The 25,228-nt window shown below is 44.2% G+C and carries 22 protein-coding genes; 13 read left to right on the forward strand and 9 right to left on the reverse strand.

Features of this window, described 5'->3' with window-relative positions; genetic code table 11:
- Nucleotides 1-518 precede the first annotated feature (518 nt).
- On the reverse strand, nucleotides 519-1,124 hold the full coding sequence (locus AC1IR0_RS03145) for a LysE family translocator (protein WP_004645711.1): 606 nt from the start codon (nucleotides 1,122-1,124) through the stop codon (nucleotides 519-521).
- 112 nt (nucleotides 1,125-1,236) lie between these two features.
- On the opposite strand from AC1IR0_RS03145, the gene AC1IR0_RS03150 reads away from it, so the two are divergent.
- Entirely contained in the window at nucleotides 1,237-1,731 is a 495-nt protein-coding gene (locus AC1IR0_RS03150) for an Lrp/AsnC family transcriptional regulator (RefSeq protein WP_064096287.1), read from the forward strand.
- A gap of 211 nt (nucleotides 1,732-1,942) precedes the next feature.
- Here AC1IR0_RS03150 and AC1IR0_RS03155 read toward each other — a convergent pair whose 3' ends face one another.
- The 7 genes from AC1IR0_RS03155 to AC1IR0_RS03185 form a co-directional block, all read right to left on the reverse strand.
- The gene (locus AC1IR0_RS03155; protein ID WP_219308794.1) at nucleotides 1,943-2,326 is read right to left on the reverse strand and encodes a hypothetical protein; all 384 of its coding nucleotides are present in this window, start codon (nucleotides 2,324-2,326) and stop codon (nucleotides 1,943-1,945) included.
- Nucleotides 2,327-2,557: 231 nt separating this feature from the next.
- Complete coding sequence (gene xerA / locus AC1IR0_RS03160; RefSeq protein ID WP_005252485.1) at nucleotides 2,558-3,493, reverse strand: site-specific tyrosine recombinase/integron integrase; 936 nt, start codon at nucleotides 3,491-3,493, stop codon at nucleotides 2,558-2,560.
- The gene (locus AC1IR0_RS03165) at nucleotides 3,494-4,099 is read right to left on the reverse strand and encodes an alpha/beta fold hydrolase (protein WP_253101628.1); all 606 of its coding nucleotides are present in this window, start codon (nucleotides 4,097-4,099) and stop codon (nucleotides 3,494-3,496) included. It abuts the gene before it with no gap.
- A gap of 87 nt (nucleotides 4,100-4,186) precedes the next feature.
- A complete protein-coding gene (gene dapF / locus AC1IR0_RS03170) occupies nucleotides 4,187-5,032 on the reverse strand; it encodes a diaminopimelate epimerase (RefSeq protein WP_129716706.1) in 846 nt (281 codons plus the stop codon).
- 12 nt (nucleotides 5,033-5,044) lie between these two features.
- A complete protein-coding gene (lysA, locus tag AC1IR0_RS03175; RefSeq protein ID WP_180181352.1) occupies nucleotides 5,045-6,289 on the reverse strand; it encodes a diaminopimelate decarboxylase in 1,245 nt (414 codons plus the stop codon).
- A 24-nt stretch (nucleotides 6,290-6,313) separates the two neighbouring features.
- Entirely contained in the window at nucleotides 6,314-6,547 is a 234-nt protein-coding gene (gene lptM / locus AC1IR0_RS03180) for an LPS translocon maturation chaperone LptM (protein WP_005247664.1), read from the reverse strand.
- Nucleotides 6,548-6,679: 132 nt separating this feature from the next.
- Nucleotides 6,680-8,083, reverse strand: coding sequence for an amino acid permease (locus tag AC1IR0_RS03185; protein ID WP_253159752.1), 1,404 nt, complete (start codon nucleotides 8,081-8,083; stop codon nucleotides 6,680-6,682).
- 319 nt (nucleotides 8,084-8,402) lie between these two features.
- On the opposite strand from AC1IR0_RS03185, the gene AC1IR0_RS03190 reads away from it, so the two are divergent.
- Nucleotides 8,403-9,749, forward strand: a complete 1,347-nt coding sequence (locus AC1IR0_RS03190; protein WP_409665889.1) for an alanine/glycine:cation symporter family protein — start codon at nucleotides 8,403-8,405, stop codon at nucleotides 9,747-9,749.
- Between the two features lie 95 nt (nucleotides 9,750-9,844).
- Here the strand turns inward: AC1IR0_RS03190 and AC1IR0_RS03195 are convergent, their stop codons facing one another.
- Nucleotides 9,845-10,249: a hypothetical protein gene (locus tag AC1IR0_RS03195; RefSeq protein WP_005103910.1), complete on the reverse strand. Its 405-nt coding sequence runs from the start codon at nucleotides 10,247-10,249 to the stop codon at nucleotides 9,845-9,847.
- Nucleotides 10,250-10,423: 174 nt separating this feature from the next.
- Here AC1IR0_RS03195 and radA point away from each other — a divergent pair, with 174 nt between their 5' ends.
- The 11 genes from radA to AC1IR0_RS03250 all read left to right on the forward strand — a co-directional run bounded on the left by radA (nucleotide 10,424) and on the right by AC1IR0_RS03250 (nucleotide 25,212).
- Nucleotides 10,424-11,815, forward strand: coding sequence for a DNA repair protein RadA (gene radA, locus AC1IR0_RS03200; RefSeq protein ID WP_004731817.1), 1,392 nt, complete (start codon nucleotides 10,424-10,426; stop codon nucleotides 11,813-11,815).
- Between the two features lie 118 nt (nucleotides 11,816-11,933).
- Nucleotides 11,934-12,938, forward strand: coding sequence for a Tim44 domain-containing protein (locus AC1IR0_RS03205; RefSeq protein ID WP_336018395.1), 1,005 nt, complete (start codon nucleotides 11,934-11,936; stop codon nucleotides 12,936-12,938).
- 223 nt (nucleotides 12,939-13,161) lie between these two features.
- Nucleotides 13,162-13,518 (forward strand): hypothetical protein, encoded by a 357-nt coding sequence (locus tag AC1IR0_RS03210; protein WP_409665895.1) that lies wholly within the window; start codon nucleotides 13,162-13,164, stop codon nucleotides 13,516-13,518.
- A 1-nt stretch (nucleotide 13,519) separates the two neighbouring features.
- Nucleotides 13,520-15,253: a PepSY-associated TM helix domain-containing protein gene (locus tag AC1IR0_RS03215; protein WP_409665897.1), complete on the forward strand. Its 1,734-nt coding sequence runs from the start codon at nucleotides 13,520-13,522 to the stop codon at nucleotides 15,251-15,253.
- Nucleotides 15,250-15,588 (forward strand): DUF3325 domain-containing protein, encoded by a 339-nt coding sequence (locus AC1IR0_RS03220; RefSeq protein WP_348962386.1) that lies wholly within the window; start codon nucleotides 15,250-15,252, stop codon nucleotides 15,586-15,588. Before AC1IR0_RS03215 ends, AC1IR0_RS03220 begins: the two co-directional genes overlap by 4 nt.
- 97 nt (nucleotides 15,589-15,685) lie before the next feature.
- The gene (locus AC1IR0_RS03225; RefSeq protein ID WP_348962385.1) at nucleotides 15,686-16,210 is read left to right on the forward strand and encodes a tetratricopeptide repeat protein; all 525 of its coding nucleotides are present in this window, start codon (nucleotides 15,686-15,688) and stop codon (nucleotides 16,208-16,210) included.
- Between the two features lie 378 nt (nucleotides 16,211-16,588).
- The gene (ahcY, locus tag AC1IR0_RS03230) at nucleotides 16,589-17,971 is read left to right on the forward strand and encodes an adenosylhomocysteinase (protein ID WP_005103920.1); all 1,383 of its coding nucleotides are present in this window, start codon (nucleotides 16,589-16,591) and stop codon (nucleotides 17,969-17,971) included.
- A 182-nt stretch (nucleotides 17,972-18,153) separates the two neighbouring features.
- A complete protein-coding gene (gene metF, locus AC1IR0_RS03235; protein ID WP_005247683.1) occupies nucleotides 18,154-18,990 on the forward strand; it encodes a methylenetetrahydrofolate reductase [NAD(P)H] in 837 nt (278 codons plus the stop codon).
- Between the two features lie 37 nt (nucleotides 18,991-19,027).
- Nucleotides 19,028-19,738 (forward strand): 16S rRNA (uracil(1498)-N(3))-methyltransferase, encoded by a 711-nt coding sequence (locus AC1IR0_RS03240; protein WP_409665900.1) that lies wholly within the window; start codon nucleotides 19,028-19,030, stop codon nucleotides 19,736-19,738.
- A gap of 177 nt (nucleotides 19,739-19,915) precedes the next feature.
- On the forward strand, nucleotides 19,916-22,792 hold the full coding sequence (locus AC1IR0_RS03245) for a putative bifunctional diguanylate cyclase/phosphodiesterase (RefSeq protein ID WP_479741172.1): 2,877 nt from the start codon (nucleotides 19,916-19,918) through the stop codon (nucleotides 22,790-22,792).
- A gap of 140 nt (nucleotides 22,793-22,932) precedes the next feature.
- The gene (locus AC1IR0_RS03250) at nucleotides 22,933-25,212 is read left to right on the forward strand and encodes an NADP-dependent malic enzyme (protein ID WP_004280528.1); all 2,280 of its coding nucleotides are present in this window, start codon (nucleotides 22,933-22,935) and stop codon (nucleotides 25,210-25,212) included.
- The last annotated feature ends 16 nt before the right edge of the window (nucleotides 25,213-25,228 follow it).

Here is a 25,228-nt window from a genome sequence, read left to right on the forward strand (position 1 = left end):
CCTCGGCTGTTTTAGCAAATGTAAATGTTGAGAAAAGTTAGTGTAACTCTTCACTTAAATTTTTTTAGGTGCCCTATCTTGCAATGTGTACGGCATTTCGGTCAAGTCACAATTCAACAAAGAGGTGTAAAAATGCGTAATTTTCCCTGAACGATGCGTTCACAATTAATTGTTATCGTTTTATTACAATGAAATGTATCAATATTTACTTAAAATTTAACCATTGATTTATATTATTTTTTTATCTGATTAATCACATCAGAAGTTTTGATTGATCACATTTAATTTAAATTGATTTAAAGCAGCTTGAAGCAAAACAGCCGGAATATACGTATGTCAGCTTTTGTCATTTTGGACAGAACTCTTTTTGAGAGCGAATTAAACCTAATATAAAGACAAATTGACCAAATAATAAACCAGCGCATTGAATTCTACGCCGACAAAGTGAATATTTAATTTCAAATCTTCGCAATTATAAAAAAAGCATACTGCGAACAGTATGCTTCTTTGCAACCAGATTAATTGATGATGAGCCAGCTTGCAGCAAGTGCCAGTAAACCACCAGAAGTTCCATCCACCCATTTTTGTTTACGTTCATCCATTTGGGTTTTTTGGCTGATTTTGCTGAACAAAATACTTAAGCTACAATACACTACAAAAATCAGACTGATAAAAATAAAGGACAGGATCAAACCTTGGCTGACAGTATTGGCGGATTTATCAATAAACTGCGGCAAAATCGCAAAATAAATCAACATGCCTTTTGGATTTAACAGCGCAGTAAAAAAACCTTTTTTAATCGGATTGGCTGAGGTCTTTTTCTCAATGTTCAGCGCTTTTTTACTGAATACCGATTTGAGCAAATTAAAGGCCAAATACAACAGATACGCAATCCCAAGCCAGCGAATTGTTTCAAACAGCACCGGAAAAGAGATAATAATAGCCGCAATTCCGAGTGCCACCAGAATAGAATGCACCAGATAACCGCAACACACCCCTAAGGTTGCCATCATGCCTGCTTTTGCATCTTTACCCATCACTTGAGACAGGATAAATAACATATCGGGTCCAGGCGTAAAAATCAGGGGAAGCACGGTCAGTGCAAAGAGTACAAATACAGACATTTCCTTTTCCTTTCAAACTCCAGAAAGTGAAACAAGTATCTGCGATTTTTTACAAAATTGGCTTTCAATTTATTTTATAATACGTATTATTTTTCGAATACTATTCTAATTTATGAAAATATCCACCAAGTCTGTGCGGGTAAAGCTTGATCGAATTGATAAAAATATCATTCGATATTTACAGGCCAATGGCCGTATTCAGAATAATGATCTGGCACGTGAAATCGGACTTTCACCTTCATCCTGTTTACGCCGGGTGAAATTGCTGGAAGATGCAGGCGTGATTCAGAATTACACGACTATTGTCGATCAACAAAAAATTGGTTTTCAGCTGATTTTATTTTCGCGCATCTGGCTGGTCGGTCAGGATGCCGAAACCATTGATACCTTTATTGAGGCGATGAAAGAATTGCCGCAAGTGATGGAGTGCTACATTATTTTGGGAGAGAGCGATGCCATGTTGAAAGTTGTGGTGCCTGATCTGGAAAGTTACCGTAAATTTCAGTCGACCCATCTGACCAAAAAAAATGGTATTACCAGTGTCAAAACAGATTTACCGAGTCAGATTATTAAACAGAGTTTCCAGCTGCCTTTAGAAGATTTATAGGCAAACTGATTTTAGACAACGACGCTATGTTCTTAATTTAAGATTTGCATAATCGTATGCTTGCTTAAACCATAACATGTGCTGCAAGCGCATAGATTGCAAGTTCTCGTATAAAAAAGGTTGCCTATAATAGAAGACAACCTTTTCCTCTTGAGCAAAGCCAAACCACAGGACTGAGTCTTATTTTTATGCTGTGTGGATGCTTCAGAATTTACTCAGTTTCTTGTGCTAAAAAATCACGATGTACATGGCTTAAATCTACCAGCTCATAGTCTGCCAATTCAAAAATTTGCCAAATCGCAATCGCATCTTCTTTTAAATCGACTGCTTGGGTCGCACGATTCGACAATTGCCATTGCAAGTCAGAAATCCATAAATAGTATTGTCCAGTCGCCGCATTAAAGGCCTGAACTTTCCCATCGGCATTAATGCCTTGAATGATGGCGCCTTCAGGTAAAGTCGCTTCAAGATTGGGTAAGCTAATGTCCACGAAATGTTTGATTTGTCGCAGACCATAACCTGCAAACATTTCTTTTTGAGCTTCACTTAACTGTGCATATTTTTGCTCTACATCTGCAATTACCAGTGTGTCCATGTCACCTCCCATCGGTCAAATGCTGAGACGCTGCTCAGCAATATTTCATTTTAAATATTAAATACTAGTTATTGTTATACCTGAAATGGCGCATTTAACGAATAAGACAATAGTGAAATGCTTACCCGAACGCCAATGTTCAGTTCAATTCCATTTTAAGGTTTATATATGAAAGTTTTGTGCCAAAAATACAATTTTCATGATTTTTATTCTTTAAAACTGGGCACATGATCAATCTTCTTTATGCTGCGCACGCGGATGGGCCTGATCATAAATCTGGGCCAGATGGTCAAAATCAACATGGGTATAAATTTGCGTGGTGGTTAAATTACTGTGTCCCAGCATTTCCTGCACGGCTCGTAAGTCCCGGCTATTCGATAACATGTGACTCGCAAAACAATGTCTTAACAAATGCGGATGTAAATCTACATTCACGCCTGCGCGCTGCGCCTGAAACTTGACCCGATTTTCAATTTGTCGTGCACCGAGCGGATTGCCTTTCTGGGTAATAAATACATTCGCCTCCGGTACAAAATCGCCATTCCATAAAGGATAAACCTGCAACCAAGCCATCACGCTGTCTTTGGCCTTGGAACCGAAAGGCACTATCCGGGTTTTATTGCCTTTACCAGTAATGCGTAATAACTGCCGGTTGAAATCAATATCTTTAATTCTCAGGCTTTGCAGTTCTGCCAGACGCAGCCCACTGGAATAAAGCAATTCTAACATCGCTTTGTCCCGGAGCCACATTTGCTGTTGTATTTCATTTTCAGGCGCAGGCTGATCAATAATTTGGTTGACGGTTTCAATATCCACCATGCCCGGCAAAGGACGCGATTGACGTTTTAACTGAAAATCATCCGCCGGATTAAAAGCCATATGCTGAGCCTGTTCGGCCCATTTCATAAACTGACGAATAGCCGAAAGCATACGTTGCAGGCTGCTAGGACTGAGCTGATGCTGTTCCACTTTTTCAGCCAGAAACTGGCGTAAATCGGTGGCTTCTACATCGTTTAAATTGAGCTGCTCACGCTGGCAAAACTCTAAAAAATCTGAGACATCACGTTCATAGGCTTGCAAGGTATGTTTGGACTGGTTTTGAATTTCACGTTCTTTCAGCCACATGTTAAGCAAGAGTTGAGGTGGGACAATCACTGCTTGCTCCATTTAGAGTTGCTCCAAATAATCTTGAATCAGCATTGCAACCTGATTTGCATGAGAATTGGCAAAGAAATGATCTCCACCTTGGATAATATGCAATTTTGCATTTTTAAAAATTCCTGCCAAGTATTGTCCAAGCTGAACAGTACTTAAAGGATCATGATCGCCCCAGATCAGTAAGATCGGAATGTCAAGACTTTCAAGCTGAATGCGGCTAAATTCAGTTTGGTCTTGTACAAACCAGTCCGGTGCTGTTTTAAAATGTTCATGATAATCTGTTCGCCAGTCTGCACAATGAAATGATTGCAAATTCAGGCCACCAGATGTCGCCAACAATACCAGCCCTTTGACTTTCTGCGGATGATTGAGTGCCAACCCAACGGCCAAGACACCGCCCATAGACTGGGCAATCAGAATGGAATCATCCTCAATTTTTTCTTTCACGAATTCTTGCAGATCATACAGGTTTTGAATGGCCAAATTTGGTGCTACGCCATCAAAGCCCGGATAGGCAATGACTTGCTGATCTGGATATTTGGTTAATGCTGCCCTTAATGGCTGCCAAAAGTGCTGGCTTCCTGAAGCACCCGGCAGGAAAACAAGCGTATTCATCTCATTCAAATTCTACGGTTTTTCCCATCCTAGCATAAAAAAAGCACCATCGATCAGACAGTGCTTTTTTCTCAAGCGGAACCAAGCTTAACCCTGGAAATAACGTAAATCCAGACGTCCTTCATACACGGTCGCCGTTGGTCCGGTCATCCAGACCACATCACCTTCTTTCCACTCAATTTGCAACTTTCCGCCTGCCAGTTCAACTTCGACTTTACTCGACAGCAGACCACGACGCATACCTGAAATTGCGGCAGCACAGGCACCTGTACCACAAGCTAAGGTCTCGCCTACACCACGCTCGTACACACGTAAACGTGCATGTTTTTCATCAATAATCTGCATAAAGCCAGCATTGACTCGTGCCGGGAAGCGCGCATGTGATTCAACTTGTGGACCAATACGTGCGACATCAGCAGCGATCACATCCGGTACAATTGTCACCGCATGTGGATTCCCCATATTGACCACATCAATGGTCAGCTTTTCACCGCCAGCAAGATCGATGTCATACAGGCTCTCCGGCGCATCAGCTAAAAATGGAATTTCCTGAGGCAGAAATTTTGGATAACCCATATTGACCCGTACCCAACCATTCGCACCCAATTCCGGCTCTACAATACCAGATTTGGTTTGTACCTTGATTTTGGTTTTGGTCGTGAGCTGACGATCATGTACAAATTTGGCAAAACAGCGCACGCCATTGCCACATTGTTCCACTTCTGAACCATCGGCATTAAAAATCCGATATTTAAAGTCTGCACTTGGGACATCGGGTGGCTCAACCACCAAGAGTTGATCAAAACCAATGCCAAAGTTACGATTGGCCAAACGCTGAATGGTCAAAGTGTCTAAATAAGCACGCTGGCTGATCAGGTCAACCACCATAAAGTCATTGCCCAGACCATGCATCTTGGTAAATTCTAATAACATCCTGATTTATCCTTAAGGCAATAAACGCTCACGTTCCCAGAGTGATTCAATCGTTTCACGTTCACGAATCAAATGCGCCTGATCAGCATCGACCATTACTTCAGCAGCACGGCCACGGCTGTTATAATTTGAACTCATCACAAAACCGTATGCACCTGCGCCCAGCACAGCCAGCACATCATTTTCCTTGATCGCAAGCTCACGCTCTTTACCCAGAAAATCACCAGTTTCACAAATTGCACCCACCACATCCCATTCTTTCATTTCGACATCGGTACGAGGTGTAACAGATTGAATATCCATCCATGCTTCATATAACGCAGGGCGAATCAGGTCATTCATCGCTGCATCAATGATCGCGAAATTACGGTGATTCGTTGGTTTTAATAGATCCACTTTAGTCAGCAGCACACCTGCATTGGCAGAGATACTACGTCCCGGTTCCATATACACTTTCAAGCCCAATTTTTCTAAAGCTGGACGTAGCGCATTGGCATATTCTTCAACCGACGGCGGGGTTTCATCTTTATACGTCACACCCAGACCACCGCCGATATCGATGTGTTTGAGGTGAATGCCCAGCTCTTTTAACTGGTCGATCATCACAATGACACGATCCAGTGCATCCACAAATGGCTGGGTTTCAGTCAGCTGTGAACCGATATGGCAGTCAATCCCAACCACATCCAGATTTGGCAATGACGCTGCATATTGATAAGTTTCAAACACGCTATCAGACGGAATACCGAATTTATTTTCTTTTAAGCCGGTTGAAATATAAGGATGGGTTTTGGCATCGACATCAGGATTCACACGTAATGAAATCGGCGCTTTGATATTTAATTCAGCCGCAACCTTCTGGATACGATCCAGCTCGGCATAAGATTCCACGTTGAAACAGGCAATCCCAACTTCTAGCGCTTTTTTGATATCCGCTTCAGATTTACCCAGACCCGAAAATACAATTTTCGATGCATCACCACCGGCTTTCAGCACACGCGCCAATTCACCACCAGTCACAATATCAAAACCGGCACCCTGTTTGGCCAATACATTCAATACCGCAAGATTAGAGTTGGACTTTACCGCAAAACAGATTTGATGGTCGATAAAATCAAAAGCACGATCCATATCTAAAAAATGCTTTTCCAAAGTGGCTTTAGAATAAACATAGAGTGGTGTGCCAAATTGCTCCGCGAGCTGTTGTAATGAACATTGCTCAGCGTGCAATACCCCATTAATGCGGGTGAAACTCATGAAGGTATCCTTTCTGTGAAAGCGTTATGGTGTGGTTTTAACGTCTGAATCTGTAGGTGCAGCAAACTGTTGTTGCACGGGTGCCTCGCGTTTTTCATCGGACGCTTTAGGCTCAGTTTCAGTATTTTTGTATAACAGATACTTGGCACGCTTGTCGTAATTCGGATCATTCGGCAAGTGCAAAGCACCTGACTGTCCACAACCTGCAAGAACAAGACCTGTCGCTAAGATACTGATGTAGCAAATGACTTGGCGCATCTGACCACCTAATGTAATAGTTTCGATGAAGTATAACGCGATCATTCGGCATGACCCAAGCGTTAAACGCTAGAGAGTATCTTTAGACAAAAAAAAACGCCAGCAGATCGCTGACGTTTTTATTGATAAGGTTTATTTATGTTTCTGTTTATAGAAACCAAAATAGCCAATGATCAGCAGGATAAACCAGATCGGACTGATCATCAGTGCCTGGCGAGTATCCTCTTCCAGCGCCAAAACCACGATCATGCTCAGGAAGAAAATAATCACGACCCAACAAGTCAATAAACCACCTGGCAGCTTAAAGGTCGATTTGGCATGCAGCTCTGGACGTGTTTTGTAATACACGATATAGCTCCAGATAATGATGATCCAGACACAAATAAACAGAATCGTGGATAAAGTCGTGGCCAAGGTAAAGGCCCGAACAGTATCCGGAACGAAATACTGCAGTGCTGCACCCAGCAACAAACACACGGCAGAAAAATACAGGGCATTTGCAGGGACAGCACGACGATTCAAGCGACCAAAGGCAACCGGTGCCTGCTCTTCACGCGACAGGCCAAACAGCATACGGCTAGTCGAGAATACGCCACTGTTCATCGATGACATCACCGAGGACAATACCACCAGGTTCATGATGATCGCAGCCGCTGCAATGCCAGCCTGACTGAACAGGTTTACAAAAGGCGAGACATTCGGGTCAATCTGGTTCCATGGAGTTACTGACATCACAATGAGCAGTGCCAATACATAGAAAATAATGATACGGATCGGAATAGAGTTCACCGCTTTTGGCAGGTTCTTTTCCGGATCTTTGGTTTCAGCCGCGGTAGTACCCACCAGCTCTACCCCGACAAAGGCAAAGATTGCAATCTGGAAACCGGCCAGGAAGCCCATGGCACCCGTCGGGAACAAACCGCCATGCTCCCAGATATGACTAAAGGATGCGACCGTACCGACATCATTGGTAAAGCCGGTAAATACCATCCACAGACCAACGGCAATCAGCACCACAATGGCGATAATTTTGACCAGGGCAAACCAGAATTCCATTTCACCAAACAGTTTTACCGTGACCAGATTCAAGCCCATGATAAACACAATCGCGGCAACACTGATCATGACGCCTTCTTCAGGGCTAAAGGGCAAGCCATTATTGAAGAATTGCAGATAGTAAATAATGGCTGACAGATCCGCGATCCCGATGGTAATCCAGCACAACCAGTAGGTCCAGCCAACAAAGTATCCGGCCCAAGGCCCAATCAGATCCGTGGCAAAATCAATAAATGATTTATATTGCAAGTTGGAGAGTAACAGCTCACCCAATGCTCGCATCACCAGAAAGACCATAAAACCGATGATCATATAGATCACCAGAATCGAAGGACCTGCGAGACTGATGGTTTTACCCGAACCCATAAACAGGCCGGTTCCAATGGCGCCCCCAATGGCAATTAACTGTAGGTGCCGATTGGACAAACTCCGCTTTAATTCACCGTGCTCTGTCGACGAATTGTTATATTTTTCTGACATTATTAATTACAACTTTGAGTTTTACTCGCGACAAATTAACGTAAAAAATGCTGAATACAAAAATAAAATTTGCATTATTTGTATTTCCTGATTAATTGAAGAAGTTAATTTATTTTTCTTATATCGCTCTACAGTTACATTTTTGCTTTATTTTTGACCTGCGATATTCCAGTAATTTCTTGTCAAATTTTTAAAACTGTGTAAAAAATAGAACACTATTCAGCCAATTTATGCATTCAGGATGAATGCATCTGGCATAGCAATTGCTTTTTAATCAATACCTCGAACTACACAGACATGGATCAATAAGAAGAATTTTATGCAAAATTTACAAAGTTTAATGGAAACTTTAAGCGGCTGGGTCTGGGGCCCTTATATGTTGGTACTGATTGTCGGTACCGGGATCTTCCTTACCTTTCGTTTATTGTTCTGGCAGTTCCGCATGTTGCCTTTAGCCTTTAAACAGGTCTTTGGCAAGCACCCTGACCATTCAGGTGATATTTCCCAATTCGCCTCATTGATGACCGCACTCTCTGCCACGATTGGTACCGGTAATATTGCCGGCGTAGCCACTGCCTGTGTCCTCGGTGGTCCGGGCGCCGTGTTCTGGATGTGGATGACTGCCTTGTTTGGTATGGCGACCAAATATGGCGAAGGTGTTCTGGCAGTCAAATACCGAGTGAAAAATGAGAAAGGTGAAATGTCCGGTGGTCCGATGTACTACATCGAACGTGGTCTGAAATGGAAATGGCTGGCACTGATTTTCGCTTTGTTCGGGACACTGGCTTCTTTTGGGATCGGCAGTTCAGTACAGTCGAATACCGTAGCACTGGCAGTTGAAAATAGCCTGGGCATTGAAACCTGGATGACGGGGATCATTATCACTGCCTTTTCAGCACTGGTGATTCTGGGCGGAATCAAATCGATTTCCAAAGCTTCTTCTGTGATCGTGCCGATTATGGCGGTGGGTTATGTGGCTGGCGGTCTGATTATTATTTTAAATAATCTGGAACTGGTCGTGCCGGCACTAAAAATGATCTTCAGCTATGCATTTACTGGTGAAGCTGCAGTGGGCGGTGCGATTGGTGCAGCGATTCGTTATGGTGTAGCACGTGGTGTATTCTCCAACGAAGCTGGCATGGGTTCTGCACCGATTGCGGCCGCAGCAGCGAAAACCGATCATCCGGCGCGTCAAGGTCTGGTGTCTATGACTGGTACCTTTATTGATACGATTATCGTCTGTTCGATTACCGGTATTGTACTGGTGATGGGTTATATCATGGCCGACAACTCATTCGGTGACCAGACCGGCGCAGTATTGACCATCAGCGCGTTTGACAAACTGTTGCCTGGGATCGGCGGCTGGATTGTGACCCTCGGGATTATTTTCTTTGCTTATTCCACCATCTTGGGTTGGAGCTACTATGGCGAGAAATGTGCCACTTATTTGCTCGGTGAGAAGTTTGTGCTGCCCTATCGCATTATTTATATCGCTTCGGTATTTATTGGCTGTGTGGCGACCCTTGATCTGGTTTGGCTCTTCGCCGATACCTTTAATGGGCTCATGGCGGTTCCAAACTTAATTGCACTATTGCTTTTATCCGGAGTGATTGCCAAGGAATCGAAAGACTTTATTGCAAGACGTAAATCTGGTGAACTTTATTAATTGATAAGCTATTTAATTACTCAACTTAAATAGTAAAGAGCCACGTCAATCGTGGCTTTTTCTGCTTAATCTTTTCCATTTTTCATTATGAAAATTTAGCAACGCAAACCACCCCATTGTGGTACTTTGCTATCAGACTCGAGTTCAAGCGCCAGAGCCAAAGAAAGAACAAAAAACAGAATCCCGTCAATTTTCATATTGCCCTGATCATCTTCCAGATACTCACTCAGTTTTTGGTAGGCTTTATGCTGCAGATCAAAAGGTACATCCAGATAAAGTCCACCCGAATATACCTCGCTACGCACGCTTGGCTCAATGCCCAAACAAGGCATATAACGGATATTTTGTTGCTCTAACCAGCCGATAAACTGTTGCCGAGCCGAATTGGTATCCTGATCAGAATGTACATAATCTTCAAAATGCACAAATAGCACATCACGGTTTTTTTCACGTGCGATCGCATCAATATGTTGCAGCAATTGTGACAAGATCTGTTCCATTTCAGCATAACAAGACGGGTATTATAGACGGCGTTGATGCACAACATCTAAATAAGCGTAAATAAAAACGACAAGCCTTGTCGTAAAAACCATGAATTTTCAGGTGAAAGGCTTGGTTTTCGATTACATTCACCGCTATGCTGTCAGTCAATTTCAATCGCTTCATCTTAAAATATGGCTAAAGCAAAAAGTGTGTATCGTTGTGAACAGTGTGGTGCCGATCATCCAAAATGGTCGGGGCAGTGTTCTGAATGCGGGGAATGGAACAGCCTGGTTGAGGTGACCATTGCACCGGCAGTGACGCATCGCGCCCAGCCAAAAATCGGTGGTGGATATGCAGGCCAGGCGTCCAGCATCACGACTTTAAATCAGGTCTCAGTCTCTCATGAAACCCGTCTACCAACGGGTATCAGCGAATTTGACCGGGTCTTGGGTGGCGGACTGGTAACCGGGTCGGTGGTCCTGATCGGCGGTGATCCCGGGATTGGTAAATCTACCATCTTGCTACAAACAGCCACACACATGGCATCTGCCAAAAATCCGGCCCTGTATGTGACCGGTGAGGAATCCTTGTCTCAGGTGGCTTTACGTGCCCAGCGTCTGGATCTGCCGACCGACCAGCTCAAAGTCATGGCAGAAACCTGCGTCGAACGTATTTGTGAAGTACTGGCCCAGCAACGTCCTGCGGTGGCAATCCTGGACTCGATCCAAACCCTGTACACCGAAACCCTGCAATCTGCACCAGGTGGTGTCTCACAAATTCGTGAATCAGCGGCCTTGTTGACCCGTTTTGCCAAAAATAGCGGTACCTCTTTATTTCTGGTTGGTCACGTCACCAAAGAAGGCGCACTGGCCGGCCCACGTGTACTGGAACATATGGTGGACTGTGTGCTGTATTTTGAAGGCCAGTCGGATTCACGTTACCGGATGATCCGAGCGGTCAAAAACCGTTTTGGTGCGGTCAATGAGCTCGGTGTGTTCGGCATGACCGATAAAGGTCTGCGCGAAGTTTCCAATCCTTCAGCCATCTTTTTAAGCCGTTATGATGAAGCGATTCCCGGTTCGATTGTAATGATCAGCCGCGAAGGTACGCGCCCGCTACTGGTTGAGGTTCAGGCACTGGTCGATGATGCGCATGGTCAGCCACGACGTGTGGCACTGGGTCTGGATCAGAACCGTTTGAACATGCTACTTGCAGTCATGCATCGGCATGGCGGCGTACAAACATCAGGACAGGATGTGTATGTCAATATTGTCGGTGGCCTTAAAATTACCGAAACAGGTTCGGATCTGGCGGTACTTCTCGCCTGCGCTTCCAGCATTCGTGGCAAAGCCTTACCGCAACAGCTGGCGGTTTTTGGGGAAGTCGGACTGTCTGGAGAGATTCGCCCTGTGCCGAACGGTCAGGAACGGCTGAAAGAAGCGATTAAACATGGTTTTAAATACATTATTGTCCCTCGCGGCAATGCACCGCAAAAATCCATCGAGGGCGTGCAAATTATTGCAGTTGCGCGTTTACATGAAGCCTTGAGCGAGGCAATGGCGCTGAGTGATGAACTCAATTAACTGTAAACCGGCTCATTTCGTACAAAGAGCAAAAAAATACAGATTTTTGATTGAAATTCCACACAAAGCCTATATAAATAGACTGTACAAACAGGTTTTATTCTCATAGGAAAAATGAATGGAAGTTCGACAGCGCGGTTTGATCACAGGTATCTTGACAGCAGTTTTATTGGTTGCGCCTTTTGCAGCTGAAGCAAAACGTGCCGGTGGCGGTAAAAGTCACGGCATGCAACGTTCTGCACAACCTACTCAATCTTATCAACAACCTCGTCAAGCTGCGCCTGCTCAACAAGCGCCAGTTGCCGGTGCTGCAACCCAGCAAAAATCCGGTCCGGGTGTCGGCGGCATGGTTGCCGCGGGTGTAGCCGGTGCTGCGATTGGTGCAGTTGCTGCCAATGCCTTGGCGGATGATCAAAGTGTAGCAGCATCTGAAGCTCAGGCTGCTCAAGCCGAAGAGGAAAAAGGTGGTATTCCAGGCTGGATCTGGATCCTTCTTGCTGCTGCTGTTGCCTTCTTCATTTTCCGTAAGATGGGCGCAAAAAAAAAAGTAGCGTCTAATCCATTTGCGCCAAATAGCGGTGCTGGTAATACAGCACCTTTTGGTCAGGCACCGACTGCACCTCGCGGTGGTGACAGTACCAATATTTTTGGTCAGAATGTGGGTGGTCAAACGTCAAGCAACAATGCCCCGTTCGGTTCTGCTCCGGTAAATAACGCGCCTTTTGGTGCAGCTTATACCCAAAGTGGCAGCCAGTTACCGGATGGTACTGAACCTGCAGCATTCTTGCGTGTAGCGCGTCAGCGTTTTAACCATATTCAGTCCATGAATACAGCAAGCAACATTTCTGAAATTCAGCGTTATCTGACTCCTGAACTTTATCAGTCAATGTATAACGACATCATGAGCAATCAGGATCAGGATGTTGCCGAGTTTTCAAATCTGAATGCGATGGTCGTCGACTCATCGACTGACAATGGCCAATATATTGTCAGCGTACGCTTTACAGGTACGGTAAGCGAAGACTTAAACAGCTTGCCGCAACCGTTCGCAGAAATCTGGCATTTCACCAAACCAGCAGGTTCAAATCAGGACTGGGTGGTTGCAGGTATTCAGCAAGACTAATCGTGAATAAATGAAGTTTAGACAGCGGCCTTCGAGCCGCTGTTTTTATTTGTAAGCCTTACATTTTGATCTTTTTTAATTTCCTTACCCCTCTCTTTTTTAACTTAACTTCCAGTTTTACTTATTTTTCATATAAATAGTTTAACAACCTATATTTAAAATCTAAACAATAATTGTTATCATTATCATTAATTACTTCATAAGTTTGTAAATAGAATTTTCGATGATGAATAGTCCGAATATGCAAGCCATAGCGACTGGAACAGTTACTGCACCGAAACCATCAAGCAAAAATAAAGTCAAAGCAAATATGCTGGCTTATCGTGGGATGATTTTATATCGCTTTATTCTGGCGGGTGCTGGCGGTTATCTACTGGCTACACTGGCAACGATCGTGATTGCCCAGCTTTTTATCGACAGTGGAAGCAGTGCAGCCATGTTCGCCACCCTGATTGGCTTTAGCTTGAATGCTGCTGCATTTATCTGGGTATTTATGGTGAATAAGACGCTCAAAGCTACGCTCGGGATCGCGATTCCCGGTGTTTTACTCTATATCGCCTATAAGCTTTTAGGAAATTGAGATGAGAGTAGATGCAAAACCCGAAGGTCCGCGCCAGTCGATGGCATGGTTGCATACTTGGGCCACTCTGATTTTAGGCTGGCTTTTATATGCGATATTTTTAACGGGAACCTTAAGTTTTTTCCAGAATGAAATTACCGTCTGGATGAAACCGGAATTTCATCAGTCAGTTCCACCAAAGACTCAAATCGAACAAACCCGCGTGGCACTGGCTTATCTGCAACAGCACCATCCGGATGCCGGCAGCTGGGCGATCCAGCTTCCTAACTCACGCCAAAATACCACCACCCTGACTATTCGTAGTGTCAGCGAATATCCGCGTGCCCGTCGTGGCGGTACCCGTGTGACGATTGACAGCGCCACGGGTGAAGTTTTGCAAGCGCGTGAAACACGTGGCGGTTCATTCTTATACCGTTTCCACTTTGAATTGTACGGTTTGCCAAGAATCTGGGCGCGCTGGATGGTCGGCGTTGCGACCCTGCTCATGTTGGTCGCAATCATCAGCGGTGTCATTACCCATAAGAAAATTTTCAAGGATTTTTTTACTTTCCGTCCCGGCAAAGGTCAGCGTTCATGGTTGGATGCACACAATGCTACTGCGGTATTTGCCCTGCCCTTTCACATCATGATTACCTTCAGTGGCTTATTATTATTGCTTTTTACCCTCATGCCCTGGGGCGTAAACCAGATTTATGAAAATCGTGGTGCTTTCCTTCAGGATCAACGTAAGAGTTTGGTTCAAGACAACAGTATTCAGGCTGAATCCCTTGAAAGCCATAGTGAGAGCAAAGAACGTCGACCGCAAGCTGAGAGAGAAAATCGTGGCGAGCGCGGTGAAATGTCTGCACGCAGTGAAGGTCGCCGCTCTCGTGATGAAATGCAAGCTGCACCTCCTGCACCGTTAACCGATCTAGCTCCGATCTTGGCAACAGCCGAAAAAGAATGGAAAAATAATCCGGTGGGTATGATAACTATTATCCAGCCAAATACCGTAAAAGCAGAAATTGAGCTTCGTGCCTTAAACGGAGTCAGCGTAGCTTATCGCAATGTTTATCCGAGCCTTGCTTTTAATGGCGTAACAGGTGAATTAAAGCCAGATCAAACCACACTGAAAATGCCTTCAATCGCAAATGGTATTTATAATGTATTCACCACATTGCATGAAGCACGTGGCATGGATCTGGCTTTACGCTGGTTATTATTCATGTCAGGGGTAGTCGGCACCTTGATGATTGCGACCGGCTTGATTCTATGGTGTGTTAAACGTGCACCGCAGCAACAGAAACAAGGCTATAAATCCTTTGGCTATCGCGTGGTTGAAGTCACCAATATCGCTGCCATTATTGGTTTACCGATTGCCTGTGCTGCCTATTTTTATGCCAACCGTTTTATTCCGGCAGACATGGACATGCGTCTGAACTGGGAAATTCGTAGCTTCTTTATTGTCTGGTTGCTGACTTTACTGTATGCCATGATTCGCACTCATCATCAGGCCTGGCTGGAACTATTACTGCTCGCCACTGCTGCATTTGCCTTGCTGCCAATTGTGAACTTTATGACGGGTGGTCAAGCGATCTGGAATAGCATCCTACATGGTCAATGGGTCATTGCTTCTTTTGATCTGGCGATGTGGGTACTTGCGATCCTGTTCTGGTTTGCTTTCAATAAAGTGAAAAACCATCAAGGCTTGCCACCTAAAAAAGCCAAGGCTGTTCTCAAGGAGAATCAGGCATGATGTTCTTCTTATTGATTTGGGCTTTAACTTCACTGGGTTTCTTTGCACTTGCAATGTCGATGTCCAAACATCAAAAACAGATTTTTGACACAGAACTCAACCCTGCAAAAACACAACTTGCGACTATTCTGGGTTGGGTATTGCTCATAATTGCCCTGATTCTGTGTCTGTTAACAGGATTTGCCAGCAATATGATCAGTTACTGGCTGGGTAGTCTAACTTTTGCAGCACTGGTGGTCGGTTTAAGTCTGAGCTATCTGGCAAGTAAAATTAAAGTGATCGTAATGTTCTGTGTGTTCATCGCTTCGATCTCAGGGATTATTTGCTTGATCTAATCATTTGATTGACCAATCTCTTTAAAAAGCTGGCCTTCGGATTGGCTTTTTTGCTTTAAACCTTTTAGTCTACGCACAATATTTTTGAGATGTTGATATGACCCAGCGTGTTTCTCCCTCTGCTGTCCTGACCAATCTTGCCTTAGCCGGTAATGCTGAAGCGCAATTTGAACTGGCTGAGCTGTATATGCAAAGCGAGCATGATGATGACATCATTCTGGCTGAAGAATGGGCATTGAAAGCTGCCAACGGCGGGCTGGTGGATGCAATGTACTGGTTAGGTGAAGGTTATACCGTTTATGCCAAAGAATTAGCAGAAGAAGATCCGGAAGAATCCAAAGCTCACTTTGAGTTAGCCTATTACTGGTTAAGCAAGGCCAATATCGAGAAGCACCCTGCTGCGACTTTAGAGCTGGCCGGTTTCTACCGTCGTGGTGATGTGATTGAAAAAGATGTAGAGAAATCGATTTCTTTAGTCAAACAGGCTGCGGAATGGGGCGAAGTTCAGGCCATGCGCGATCTTGCTTTTATTTATGGGAACGGTTTAGGTGTTGTCGCTGATGACATACAGGCAGATTACTGGACACAAAAAGCAGATGAGATTGAACAGGAAATAGAATAAATAAAAAGCCCGTCAGATGATGGGCTTTTTTAAACGCATAATCATGACGATAAAATTAAATATCGTGCTTATTCCCCTGTGAGGCGGGAGAATCAAAAAAAGAATAAATAGAAAATATTCGATTTTAATGCCTACAGGCTGACAGGCTTTTGATCAACTAAAAACTCAAAACTTAGAAAACAATTAATATTATCTTTTTTCAACTTGGCTCATTCATAGAATCCAAGTACAATACTGCGCTAGTCGAGGGATGCTGCGACGTTTTACAGGCACTAAATGTAAAATCGCTAGGCTCGACCATCGGTCAGACATTCGTTCTGATCAACAACGGCATCCGCGAACAGAACGATCCAATCTATTTTTTCCTAGGAGATCCTGATGAACGCGGTTACTGCTTCATTTACAGATTACAAAGTTGCTGATATTTCACTTGCTGATTACGGCCGTAAAGAAATTAAACTTGCTGAAGCTGAAATGCCAGCCCTCATGGGTCTGCGTAAACGCTACTCGGCAGCAAAACCACTTGCAGGCGCGAAAATTCTCGGCTGTATCCACATGACCATTCAAACAGCTGTTTTAATTGAAACGCTGGTTGAATTGGGTGCAGAAGTTCGCTGGACTTCATGTAACATCTTCTCGACTCAAGACCATGCTGCTGCTGCTATCGCTGCTGCGGGCATTCCTGTGTTTGCTTGGAAAGGCGAAACTGAAGAAGAATACATGTGGTGTCTTGAACAACAAATCAATGTAAATGGCACGCCTTGGGATGCCAACATGATTCTTGACGATGGCGGTGATTTAACACTACTTGTTCATGAAAAATACCCAGAAGTGATTGAAAAAATTCACGGTGTAACTGAAGAAACAACGACAGGTGTTCAACGTCTGTATGAAATGCTTCGTGATGGCACTTTAAAAGTTCCTGCAATCAACGTAAACGATTCAGTAACCAAGTCTAAAAACGACAACAAATACGGTTGCCGTCACTCACTGAACGATGCAATCAAACGTGGTACAGATATGCTTTTATCTGGCCGTCGTGCACTTGTGATCGGTTATGGTGACGTAGGTAAAGGTTCTGCGCAATCCCTTCGTCAAGAAGGCATGATTGTACGCGTAACTGAAGTTGACCCAATCTGTGCAATGCAAGCATGCATGGACGGTTATGAAGTTGTATCTCCATACAAAAATGGCGTGCAAACTGGCAAGAAAGAAGACATCAATGTTGACCTTCTTCAAAACACTGACCTTATCGTAACGACTACTGGTAACTACCACGTATGTGACGCTGCAATGCTTGATTCATTAAAAGCTGGCGCAGTTGTTTGTAACATCGGTCACTTTGATACTGAAATTGATACAGCTTACCTACGTGGCTACAAGTGGGTTGAAGTTAAACCTCAAGTACACCAGGTGTATCGTTCAGAAAATGAAAATGATTACCTGATCCTTCTTTCTGAAGGCCGTTTGGTGAACCTTGGTAATGCGACTGGTCACCCATCACGTATTATGGATGGTTCATTTGCCAACCAGGTATTGGGTCAAATGCATTTATTCGCTGAGAAATTTGCTGATCTTCCAGAATCTGAAAAAGCTGCACAAATTCGTGTAGAACTTCTTCCTAAGAAATTAGATGAAGAAGTTGCTGCTGCGATGGTTGCTGGTTTCGGTGGTGTCTTGACTCAATTGACTCAAGAACAAGCGGATTACTTAGGCGTTCAAGTTGAAGGTCCATTCAAGTCTGATGCTTATAAATACTAATTAAACTCCACCCTCTCCCTAACCCTCTCCCATAGGGAGAGGGAACATTCATTACCAAATGTATGTCATCGAGAGTAAATCCTCTCCTGAGCGTGCTTAAAGCACTGCTTTGAAGCTCAGCGCAAGAGAGGATTTAGGAGAGGTAAAACTAATTAAAAAGTATTTATAAAAAGGATTTGAACATGTCTAAACAGATTCCAATTTCATTTGAATTCTTCCCAACCAAAACTGATGTAGGTGCGGAAAAACTCAAAGTTGTGCATCAAGAGCTACAACTCTTAAATCCAGAGTTCTTCTCTGTGACCTATGGTGCTGGTGGTTCCACTCGTGAACGCACCCTGTCTACTATCAATGACTTTAATGGCAAAGGCGCACCTGTTGCCCCTCACTTGTCTTGTATTGGCGATGACAAAGCACGTATTGCTGAACTTCTAGACCTGTACAAATCTCAAGGCATTAACCGTATTGTTGCCCTGCGTGGTGACTTGCCTTCAGGCCAAGTGGGTTTGGGTGAATTACCTTATGCAGCTGATCTGGTTCGCTTTATCCGCGAACATTCAGGCGATCATTTCAAGATTGAAGTCGCAGCTTATCCGGAAATGCATCCTCAGGCTGAAAGCTTTGACAAAGACATTCAGCACTTTGTTGATAAAGTTAATGCGGGTGCCAATGCGGCATTAACCCAGTTCTTCTTCAATCCAGATGCTTATTTCTACTTTGTAGATCGTATCCAGAAAGCAGGAATCGATATTCCGGTTGCGCCAGGCATCATGCCAATTACCAATGCCAGCAACCTGATTCGCTTTGCTGATGGTACCGGTGCTGAAATTCCACGCTGGATTCGCAAGCAACTGGCAACTTATGGTGACGATACTGCCAGCATTAAAGCCTTTGGCCATGAAGTTGTGGTTAAATTCTGTGAGCGTCTACTTGCAGGTGGTGCGCCAAGCTTGCATTTCTACACCATGAATACTACTGACCCGACCCGTCAGCTGGTCACCGATCTTGGTTTAGCTTAAGCCCTTTATTTCACCGATTTTTTGAGTAGAACGATCAATGCCACGTTTTTATATAGATGCTGATTTAACTATTGATGTCAGCCTTGAGCTTACGGAAACTGTATTTCATCATTGGGTAAAGGTTTTACGCGCGCAAGTCGGTGAAAGCGCGACCCTGTTCAATGGACAGGGTGGCGAATATGACGTGACTTTAACCGAGGTTGCTAAAAAATCAGCCACCGTCTCGGTCAATGCATTTAATCCTGCCAATCGCACACCAAAGTTCCAGGCTTTGCTCGGTCAGGTGATGAGTAAAGGCGACCGTATGGATTATGCGATTCAGAAAGCAGTCGAACTGGGCGTATCCGAGATTCAGCTGCTGACTTCGGATCGCTGTGAGATGCGTTTAAAGTATGATCGTGATCAAAAAAAGCTAGATCACTGGCAAGGCGTTGCTATTGCGGCTTGTGAACAATGTGGTCTGAATATTGTTCCTAAAATTTTAGCGCCCATATCACTTGAAAAATGGCTGGATACTGAACTACCCAACACCAAACTGGTTTTGGCACCCAATAAAGATGAAACAGATGTACTGGCAGAGGCGACCTTGGATCTTGTCCTATTGATCGGCCCTGAAGGTGGCCTGAGTGAGGCGGAAATTAGTACCGCAAATCAAAAAGGTTTTCTCAACTGGTGTATAGGCGAGCGTGTCCTGCGTACCGAAACCGCTCCTGTTGTTGCTCTGTCAATTTTAAATTATGTGCTTTAATTCATCGGATGAGTAAAAATTTGCCTTTAATTTTGTTGATTTTTATTTTTAAGGCATCTAATCTCGACTAAAGAATAATAAACATTTATTAATTGATTTCACACACTTCTTGGAGTTTCTATAATAACAATGTACAAGGACGAAAACCGTTTAGGATGAATACAGGCATTGAATCACATGGTTGATAATCAGGACGACTATATTCAGCAGCATTTGCATGATGCTCAAATTGCGAATACGCTTCGCCATAGTCGCTATTTTTTGCTCAGTATCATGGTGATTTGCCTCTATATTTTTTTTATTTATCACATTCAATATAGTCCTTCTAATACGTATTTTAATACCTGGTTTATTCTGACAGAACTTCTGGTCAGCATGTGCTGGCTGGTGAATACGCTGTATTTCAAACCCGAACAATATAATCAGAAAAGCGCGCACCGCTGGTTACAGATGCAGAGCCTTGCAGTCGGAAGCTGTATCGCGGCCGGTATTTATACAATTTATTACTATTTGCCGCAGGCCAATCCTGTATTTGAAGATATTGAAGCACTGACCTTGTCTGCCTTGTTGCTGATTGTAAGCCAAGCATTTGGCCTGACCTACCTGACCCAGAAACTGAGCTATTTTTGTCTGGTCTTTTTGCCGTCCTTATTCCCTTTTTTACTGTCGCAGCTTGACCATGTCGGTCATTCCAATCCCTTTTTTGGTCTGGCCTTAAACTTTGCGCTCATAGTGATTCTGCTGTGCGCGACAAGTAGTTATCGAATTCACAGCCGCACCTCACGTCTGTATGCGGAAAATGATATTTTGGTGAAAAATGCAGAACAGCAAGTGCATTGGACTGATGAACTGTGCCAGCAACTCAAAACTGAAGTCAATAAATCCAAAGATATTGAACAGCAATTACAGCTCAGTAACCAATTGCTGGAGCAAAAAGTACGGGAACGTACCTATGATATTGAACAGATCAATCATGACCTGAAGAATCAGCAGCAGAATCTAAAACTTGCACATGAAATTGCCGGTATTCGGCCATGGGACTGGAATATTCAAGAGCGCAGCATCACCTTAACCAATCATAAAGACGAAAAGATTCTGCGCGATTCCAAAGATCATCATCTGCAATTACAGTATCTGATTCACCCTGAAGATCTGGCCTATTTTAAGCGCAATATGAAGCAGCATCTGCGTGGCCAGATTGAACGCTATGATGCCACTTACCGGATCAAGCTCAGTGAAGGTGGCTGGAGTTGGGTACATGATATTGGCCGGGTGATCAGTCGTGATCCTAAAAATAAAAAACCCTTGCGTATGGTGGGCATCCGTCGTGATATCCAGCAGGAACGTCTGTCTCAAGAACGTTTAAAGCTGGTGGCCAGTGTACTGGAACAGGCTGCGGAAGGGATTTTCATTCTGAATCCTGAATTAGATTATATCGATGTCAATCCTCACTACGAATACTTGAGCGGTTTTGAGCGTGACGAGATTATCGGTAAATCCTTATTTGATATTGCAGTGCAAAATAAATCCCAGCAACGTACTTTTCAGGCCAATATTGTCAAACAGATTCAAAAGATTGGCTCTTATGATGGAGAGGTTTATGCAAAATTTCTGTCTGGTAAAGAGTCGACCTTATGGCTGCATATTAATGCCGTGACTGATGATGAAGGCAGGATTACTCATTATATTGGTATCGTATCAGATCTGACTGAACGTAAATTACAGGAACAGCGCCTGTCCTATCTGGAAAATTATGACACGCTGACTGACTTACCGAACCGCTTTTATTATAATTATCAGCTGCATCAATATCTAGTTTCGCAAAAAGACTCGATTAAAGAGATGGCTGTGATTCGGCTTAACATCGACCGTTTCCGGCCATTAAATGAATACCTGTCCAATAACGGCGGTGATGAACTTTTACGCCAGGTGGCGCAGCGGCTGCGCATGACCAATGCAGAAGCGTTATTTGTGGCACATCTAAATGGTGATGATTTTGCGATTCTCTATGAAATCTCACATATTCGCCCTTCAGTTCAGCACCATTGTGAACGCATCGCTCAGGCCTTTAGTAGACCATTTAATATTTACGGTCAGGATCATGTGATTACCTTGTCCATGGGCGTGGCATTCTATCCTGATCATGGCCGTCAGCTGGATTATTTAAATAATTGCGCCGAACAGGCATTGAACGAAGCCAAAAATCTTGGCGGCAATACTATTCACTTTTATTCCAGTGAAAATCATTCATTACAGAACAAAGGGGTTTTTCTGGAACTGGATCTGCGTAAAGCGATCCAGAATAATGAACTGGTGGTGTATTATCAGCCAAAAATCAATTTCAGCGATCAAAGCATTTATGGCTTTGAAGCGCTGATTCGCTGGAACCATCCAGAAAAAGGCATTATTGCACCAGGGCTGTTTATCCCCTTAGCGGAACAGACCAGCCTGATTTCAGACATTGGCCGCCTAGTGATCCAGCAGGCCGCTAAACAGATTCGCCAATGGAATGATCTGGGCTTTAATCATATTTGTGTATCAGTCAATATCGTGGCACAGCAATTGCGTCGTGGTCAATTGCTCGATGATTTGGACCAAGCCATTGCAGACAACCAGATTTCTGGCGCCAGCCTGGAGCTGGAAATTACCGAATCTTCTTTAATTGAAAATTCGGAAGCGGTCAAAAATCTGCTGAATGAAATTAAACAGCGACATATTCATATTGCCCTAGATGATTTCGGTACAGGTTATTCTTCTCTCTCCTATCTTGCTGATTTTCCAATTGATACCTTAAAAATTGATCGCAGTTTTGTTTGCAAGATTGGGGAAAACAAACAGGCAGCGATTGTCAGCGCCATGGTGGCCATGGGTAAAGCCATGGGCATGACCGTGGTCGCGGAAGGGATCGAGACTGAAGAACAGCTAGAATATCTACGTGATTTAGACTGTGATATTGCCCAGGGTTACTTATTTTCCAAACCGCTTCCTGAGCAGGATGCAACCGCTTATTTAGTGCGAGACAAGACGCATCAGACTTATATATCCCAAGTCTAAGTCCATACCCCACCACAATAAGTTTGTTGGAAAAACGGCCGTCTTTGTCTGTCCGAACTGGCTAACAAATGGTATATTCAGGAACATAAATAAATTCTTTGCCCGCTGACCGGGTAATCTTTACAACGATCGAGAGACTGATGGACGAACAATCTTTAAAGCAACAGGCCCTTTATTATCACGAGTTTCCTACCCCGGGGAAAATCAGCGTTACACCAAGCAAACAATTGGTCAACCAACGTGACTTGGCCCTTGCTTACTCGCCTGGCGTAGCTGCACCATGTCTTGAGATTGAACGCGATCCTTCAACTGCTGCATTGTATACGGCACGTGGCAACCTGGTTGCTGTCGTGACCAACGGTACTGCCGTGCTTGGCCTGGGTAATATTGGTCCTTTGGCTTCTAAACCGGTGATGGAAGGTAAAGGCGTATTATTTAAAAAATTCGCTGGCGTTGATGTATTCGATATCGAAATTGCTGAAAATGATCCAGACAAAATTGTGGATATTGTCGCTGCATTAGAACCGACTTTCGGCGGGATTAACCTTGAAGATATCAAGGCGCCAGAGTGTTTCTATATCGAGCAGAAATTGCGTGAACGCATGAATATTCCAGTATTCCATGATGATCAGCACGGTACTTCGATTATTGTCGGCTCAGCGCTCCTCAACGCATTGCAAATCAACGGCAAAAAAATTGAAGACATCAAGATCGTAGCTTCAGGCGCGGGTGCTGCTGCACTGTCTTGTTTGAATCTGCTTTGTGCTCTGGGTGCTAAAAAAGAGAATATCATCGTTGCCGATTCACGCGGTCTGCTGACTACACATCGCGAAGGCTTGGATGAATCTAAGAAAGCCTATGTACAAGACATCGAAGCTACTCAGCTTGGTGACGTGATTGCAGGCGCAGACATGTTCCTCGGTCTTTCTGCTGCAGGTATTTTGACCAAAGAAATGGTCAAGGTCATGGCTGAAGATCCGATCATCTTTGCCTTGGCGAATCCGGATCCAGAAATTCTGCCTGAACATGCACATGAAGTCCGTGATGACGTGATTATGGCGACTGGCCGTTCTGACTATCCGAACCAGGTGAATAACGCACTGTGCTTCCCGTACATCTTCCGTGGTGCGCTGGACGTTGGTGCAACCACCATTAACGAAGAAATGAAAATTGCCTGTGTCCACGCGATTGCACGTATGGCACACGTTGAAGCTGATGCGGCAACCTATGGTGAAAAATCGGCATCATTTGGCCGTGAATACCTGATTCCGGGCCCACTGGATCAACGTTTGATTCTAGAAATCGCACCTGCTGTTGCACAAGCAGCAATGGATTCTGGCGTGGCAACACGTCCAATCACGGATTTCTCGCATTATCGTCAACGTTTGTCTGAGTTTGTCTACAACTCTGCATTCATGATGAAACCAATCTTTGAACAGGCTAAATCTGATCCTAAACGTATTGCTTATGCAGAAGGTGAAGACCTGCGTGTACTTCGCGCAGTTCAAATCGCGGTAGATGACGGTTTGGCAATTCCGATTCTGGTAGGCCGTCCAGCTGTCATTGAAGCCAACATCAAAAAATTGGGTCTGCGTCTTGAAGATGGTGTGAATATCACTATCGTCGATCAGGAAAAGAACCCGAACTATGAAATGTTTGCAGATGATTACTACAACATCATGCAGCGTAAGGGTGTAACGCCTGAATATGCACAGCGTGAAGCACGTCGTCGCTCGACCCTGATCGCAGCGATGCTTGTGAAACATGGTATGGCAGACGGTATGCTGTGTGGTACGTATTCAAGCTACGACATTCACCTGGACTTCGTCAGCAACATCATTGGCAAGAAAGATGGTCATAACACTTTCTTTACCTTGAATGCCTTGATGCTTGAAGACCGTAACCTGTTCATTGCCGATACGTATGTCAATACTAATCCAACGGCTGAACAGCTGGCTGAAATGACCATTCTGGCTGCTGAAGAAGTTCGCCGTTTTGGTATGACACCACGTATTGCCCTGCTTTCTCATTCAAGCTTTGGTTCAGACCAGCATGATGCCAGCGCGCAAAAAATGCGTAAGGTGTATGACATCCTGTCTGAAATCGCGCCTGAGCTGGAAGTTGAAGGTGAAATGCACGGTGATGCTGCACTGGATGAGAACATTCGTCAGTTTGCATTCCCGAATTCACGTTTCAAAGGCTCTGCAAACTTGCTGATCATGCCGAATCTGGATGCTGCCAATATCTCGTTTAACCTGTTAAAGGCAACTTCAGGCAACAACGTAACGATTGGTCCAATTCTGTTGGGTGCTGCGAAACCTGTGCACATTTTGACGCCGACTGCGACTACGCGTCGTGTAATCAACATGACCGCACTCACTGTTGCAGAAATCCAGCAAGCGGAACAAGATGCACTTTAAGCCAATGACAAGATAA

It is taken from the genome of Acinetobacter sp. 129952 (genome assembly GCF_056642055.1).